Annotated in this window: 5 protein-coding genes and 1 pseudogene; 4 read left to right on the top strand and 2 right to left on the bottom strand. The window is 68.1% G+C overall.

The window, feature by feature from the left end; all coding sequences use genetic code 11:
* The 3 genes from H926_RS0100310 to H926_RS0100300 all read left to right on the top strand — a co-directional run.
* Nucleotides 1–1077 (top strand): DUF58 domain-containing protein (locus H926_RS0100310; RefSeq protein WP_028657376.1); only part of this gene is annotated, 1077 nt, incomplete at its 5' end.
* A complete protein-coding gene (locus tag H926_RS24835) occupies nt 1074–2123 on the top strand; it encodes a stage II sporulation protein M (protein WP_022674515.1) in 1050 nt (349 codons plus the stop codon). The genes H926_RS0100310 and H926_RS24835, both read left to right, overlap by 4 nt.
* Nucleotides 2123–3052, top strand: coding sequence for an RDD family protein (locus tag H926_RS0100300; RefSeq protein ID WP_022674514.1), 930 nt, complete (start codon nt 2123–2125; stop codon nt 3050–3052). The genes H926_RS24835 and H926_RS0100300 overlap by 1 nt, the downstream gene beginning before the upstream one ends.
* 6 nt (nt 3053–3058) lie before the next feature.
* Here H926_RS0100300 and H926_RS0100295 read toward each other — a convergent pair whose 3' ends face one another.
* Nucleotides 3059–4000, bottom strand: coding sequence for an isoaspartyl peptidase/L-asparaginase family protein (locus H926_RS0100295; protein ID WP_028657374.1), 942 nt, complete (start codon nt 3998–4000; stop codon nt 3059–3061).
* Between the two features lie 50 nt (nt 4001–4050).
* Here H926_RS0100295 and H926_RS0100290 point away from each other — a divergent pair, with 50 nt between their 5' ends.
* On the top strand, nt 4051–4515 hold the full coding sequence (locus tag H926_RS0100290; RefSeq protein ID WP_022674512.1) for a GNAT family N-acetyltransferase: 465 nt from the start codon (nt 4051–4053) through the stop codon (nt 4513–4515).
* A gap of 116 nt (nt 4516–4631) precedes the next feature.
* Here the strand turns inward: H926_RS0100290 and H926_RS24830 are convergent.
* Nucleotides 4632–4800, bottom strand: a pseudogene (locus H926_RS24830) (FAD-binding protein); the annotation flags it as partial.

The following is a 4800-nucleotide window of genomic DNA, read 5'->3' as shown; positions in this document are numbered from 1 at the left end:
GGCACTAGCGGCGCGCCGATGGCGGCGATTGCCTGCGATCCGCGCCTGGCCGACGGCGGGCGCGTGGCACTGCCGCTGGTGCGCGATCCTGCCGGCGAGGGTGCCTGGTCTGCGCAGGGCAGCCTGTTTCCGTCACGCCGGGGTACGGCGCGGATCGATACGCTGTGGCTGCGCTGGAGTGGGCCACTCGGGCTGGGCCACCGCCAGGTGCGCCGCGTGCTGGATCAGGCCTTGCGGGTGTGGCCCGATATCGCCCCGGTGCGCAGCCCGGCCTTGCAGATATTCCTGCGCGATGCCGCCTTTGGCCTGGTGGCGCGGCGCATTCGCGGCGAAGGGACCGAGTTCGAGGCCCTGGCCGATTACGAGCCGGGCATGGATCGCCGCCGTATCGACTGGAAAAGCTCGGCCCGCCATGGCCGCCTGTTTGCCAAGGAATACGAGACCGAGCGCAACAACCAGATCGTGTTCGCGTTCGATTGCGGGCAGGCGATGATCGAGCCGCTGGGCGGGCTGCCCCGGCTAGACCGCGCGATCACCGCTGCGCTGACCACGGCCTGGGTGGCATTGAAAGCGCAGGATCGCGTTGCGGTCTATGGCTTTGCCGCGCGGCCCCTGGCGCTCTCGCCGTTCGTCACCGCCACGCGCGATTTCGCCCGCCTGCAACGCAGCGCTGCCGGGTTTGACTATCATGGCGAAGAGCCGAATTTCACCTTTGCCATGGCCACGCTGGCCACGCGGTTGCAGCGCCGCTCGCTGGTGGTGGTGTTTTCCGATTTCACCGATCCGACCAGCGCCGAACTGATGATCGAAAGCCTGGGCCGGCTGATGGAGCGGCACCGCGTGCTGTTCGTGGTCATGGCCGATACCGAACTGGCCGGCCTGGCCACGGCCAGCCCCGATACGCTCGATGCCATGGCCCGCGCGGTGACGGCCACAGCCTTGCAACGCCAGCGCGCGCTGGTGCTGCAGCGCCTGCGCCAGATGGGCGTGCGCGTGGTTGAGGCCCCGTACGAGCAGATCGGCACGCGGCTGATCGATGCCTATCTGGGCGTGAAACGCGAAGGGAGCCTGGGATGATCGCGCGCTGGTTTGGCAAGAACGCCGGACAGGATGCCGCGGTGGAAGCCGCGGCCCTGCGCTCCGATCGCTTCCGCCAGGCGCGCGAGGGCGATTGGCAGCGGCTCGATGCAATCGTCACGCGGATCGAGGGCGGGCGCCTGCGCAAGCTGTCGGACGATGACCTGCTGGCCCTGCCCGCGCTCTATCGCACCGTCGTCTCCAGCCTGGCGATTGCGCGGGAAACGTCGCTCGACCAGGCGCTGATCAGCTATCTGGAAGGGCTGGCGCGGCGCGCGTGGTTTGCCGTCTATGGCCCGCGCGAAGGGCTGGGCGCCTGGCTCGCGCGCTTTTTCCGGGGCGGGTGGAGCGCGGCGGTGCGCGGACTGGGCCGCGACCTGCTGATCGCGCTGGCGGTGATGGTGCTGGGCACGGTGGTCGGCTGGCTGCTGGTGTCGAGCAATCCTGACTGGTTCTACAGCCTGATGGGCGGCATGGGCGACGATGTGCGGGTGCCCGGCGCCACGCGCGAGGCCTTGCGCCACACGCTGTTTGGCCAGCAGGACCAGAACGGCCTGTCGATGTTTGCCGCGTTCCTGTTCAGCAACAATGCACAGGTTTCGCTGTTCGCCTTTGCCCTGGGCTTTGCCTTTGGCGTGCCGTCGGTCCTGCTGCTGATCCACAACACCGCCGGGCTGGGCGCGCTGCTGTGGCTCTATCACGGGCAGGGCCTGACGCTGGACCTCATCGGCTGGCTGGCGATCCACGGCACGACGGAACTGTTCGCCATCCTGCTGGCGGGCGCGGCAGGCATCCATATCGGACGCGCCATGGCCTTTCCCGGCGATCTGCCGGTCCTGACCGCGGCAGCGGTGGCGGGGCGCCGCGCCGCGCAGGTGATGGTGGGGGTGGTGCTGATGCTGGTGCTGGCGGCGCTGCTCGAAGGCTTTGGCCGCCAGTTGATCGATTCGACCACGACCCGGCTGGCCATCGGCGGCACAATGCTGGCGCTGTGGAACGCCTATTTCTTTGCCTATCGCCCGGCTCGGGCGCGGGTGAGCAACTGATGGCGCGGCGCCCACGCTCGTCCGCCCAGGTGCCGCGCCGCCCCGCGCCTGATCGCCGTCAGCGCCAGGTGGTGACGCCCGAAGGCGTGCCATTGCCCTTCACCATCGGCGCCCGAGGGGCACGAGCCCTGGCGCTGCTGCTCGATCAGATCCTGATCGTGGCGACTATGGCGGGCCTGTCCTACCTGCTGTTTTCGCTGGCCCGGGCCATCAACCTCAAGGCCAATGCCAGCGGCGATTTCGTTGGCCAAGCGGTGGTCGTGGTGTGGGTGGTGGTGATGTTCCTGTTCCGCCACATCTGGTTTCTCTATTTCGAACTCGGCCCGCGCGGGGCCACGCCGGGCAAGCGCGCGCTGGGCTTGCGGGTGGCAGCGCGCGATGGTGGGCGCTTGACGACAGAGGCGGTGGTGGCGCGCAATTTCCTGCGCGATATCGAGCTGACCTTGCCGGTGATCTTCGTGTCGACCGCGCTGATCCAGGGAGAGGATGCCACCGTTGCCGGCTGGGCCGGGGCGGCGTGGTTCCTGATCTTCGCGTTCTTTCCGTTCTTCAACCGCGACGCCTTGCGCGCCGGAGACGTGGTAGCCGGCACCTGGGTGGTGGAAGCCGGGCGCGACCGGTTGAAGGCGGCGCTGTCCACCGGGGCAGGCGCGCAGGGGCGCAGCACGCTGACCGAAAACCGCTATGAATTCGGCGAGGCCGAACTCGCGATTTATGGCGAGTACGAGCTGCAGGTGCTCGAACGCGTGCTGCGTGAAAACCGCGAGGAAGCCATGGTCGATGTGGCGCAGGCGATCTGCGCCAAGATCGGCTGGAACAGTGGCCGGGGTGACGAGCGCGCGTTTCTGGAAGCCTATTACACCCAGCTGCGCGCCCGCCTGGAACGCGGCATGCGCTTTGGCCAGCGCAAGGCCGACAAGTTTTCGTGAGCCGCGTTATTCCCCGGTGAAGATTGCCACGTCGGCCCGGCCGGTGTGATCGGCAAAGCCGCGATAGAGACCCTTGGTGTTGAACGCGTGGGTGAGGTTGCCCTGCGCGTCGACCGCGATAATGCCGCCCACGCCGCCCATCTCGCCCACTTCGCCCAGCACGGCTTGCGTTGCGTCGGCCAGGCTTTCACCGGCCAGGCGCACGCGCGCGGCGATTTCGTGGCCCACGCCCACGCGGATGAACACCTCACCCGTGCCGGTGCACGACACCGCGCAGGCGCGGTTGTCGGCATAAGTGCCCGCGCCGATCACCGGCGAATCGCCGATGCGGTTCCAGCGCTTGCCAGTCAGGCCGCCGGTGGACGTGGCAGCGGCAAGGTTGCCGTCCGCGTCGCAGGCCACGGCGCCGACCGTGCCGAACTTGAGATCGGCATCGAACCAGCCGTCCTTGCGGGCCTTGAACTCGTGCAGCTGGCGGCGGCGCTCGTCGGTGGCGAACCAGGCCGGGTCCACCTCTTCCATGCCGTGGTCGCGGGCAAATTCCTCTGCTCCGCTGCCCGCCAGGAACACGTGCGGCCCCTGTTCCATCACCGTGCGCGCCAGGCGCACCGGGTTGCGCGTGCGGGTGACGGCGCAGACCGAGCCGGCCGCGCGAGTGCGCCCGTCCATGATCGCGGCGTCGAGTTCGTTGGTTTCGTGATAGGTGAAGACCGCGCCGCGCCCGGCGTTGAAATGCGCGTCATCCTCCAGCGCGCAGACAGCGGCGGTAACGGCATCGATCGCCGTGCCACCGGCGCGCAGCACGGCCGTGCCGGCGTCCAGCGCCTGGGCCAGCGCCGCGCGATAGTCGGCGGCCATGGCCTCGTCCATGATTTCAGGAGACATGGCGCCAGCGCCGCCATGGATGGCCAGGCTCCAGCGCGAAGAGGAATACGTTGCTTCGGTCATGCTGGCGGCGATAGCAGATGCAACCGGTTTGGCCAGATGGAGCGCGTGCAATGCCTGAGGTGACGATACGCCAGGATGATCTTTCCGGTGCGGCGATCCAGGCGCTGGTGGCGCTGCACCTGGGCGGCATGCATGCCCATTCTCCGGCGTGCAAGGTCCACGCCCTGCCGCTCGATGCGCTGCGCGCGCCCGGCGTCACGTTCTTTTCCGCCTGGGTGGGCGATGATCTGGCGGGAATGGGCGCGCTCAAGATGCTGGCAGGCGATCACGGCGAACTCAAATCGATGCGCGTGGCGCCGCAATGGCTGGGGCAGGGGATCGGCAAGGCCATGCTGCGCCATCTGCTCGCGACGGCGTGGGCAATGGGCATGGCGCGGGTCAGCCTGGAAACCGGGCGCGGTGCGGCGTTCGAACCGGCCATCGCGCTCTATCGCGCCCACGGCTTCGTGCCTTGCGGGGCGTTTGCCGATTATGTGGTGGATGATTTCAGCCAGTGCCTGACGCTGGCTTTGTGAGGGGGCTTGGGCGTGAAACATGCCCTCCCCTAACCCCTCCCGCCAGCGGGAGGGGGATTTTCAGTAGCTACCCTCCCGCGTGCGGGAGGGGCTGGGGGAGGGCATGTTTTATTCCCTCAAAGCTTTCCCACCAGCTCCGGCACGGCGGTAAACAGGTCGGCCACCAGGCCCACGTCGGCTACCTGGAAGATCGGCGCGTCTTCGTCCTTGTTGATGGCGATGATGGTCTTGCTGTCCTTCATGCCGGCAAGGTGCTGGATCGCGCCGGAAATGCCCACCGCGACA

The sequence above is a fragment of the Novosphingobium sp. B-7 genome, from assembly GCF_000410615.1.
In the GTDB taxonomy this organism is placed as follows: Bacteria; Pseudomonadota; Alphaproteobacteria; order Sphingomonadales; family Sphingomonadaceae; genus Novosphingobium; species Novosphingobium capsulatum.
Note: the sequence above shows the minus strand (reverse complement) of the source record. Positions and strands in the feature narration are given on the sequence as shown.

Excerpts from the sequence above, each read along its gene's own strand:
- H926_RS0100295 (WP_028657374.1), bottom strand. The coding sequence starts at position 4,000 with ATGACCGAAGCAACGTATTCCTCTTCGCGCTGGAGCCTGGCCATCCAT.
- H926_RS0100290 (WP_022674512.1), top strand. The coding sequence starts at position 4,051 with ATGCCTGAGGTGACGATACGCCAGGATGATCTTTCCGGTGCGGCGATC.
- H926_RS0100300 (WP_022674514.1), top strand. The coding sequence starts at position 2,123 with ATGGCGCGGCGCCCACGCTCGTCCGCCCAGGTGCCGCGCCGCCCCGCG.
- H926_RS24835 (WP_022674515.1), top strand. The coding sequence starts at position 1,074 with ATGATCGCGCGCTGGTTTGGCAAGAACGCCGGACAGGATGCCGCGGTG.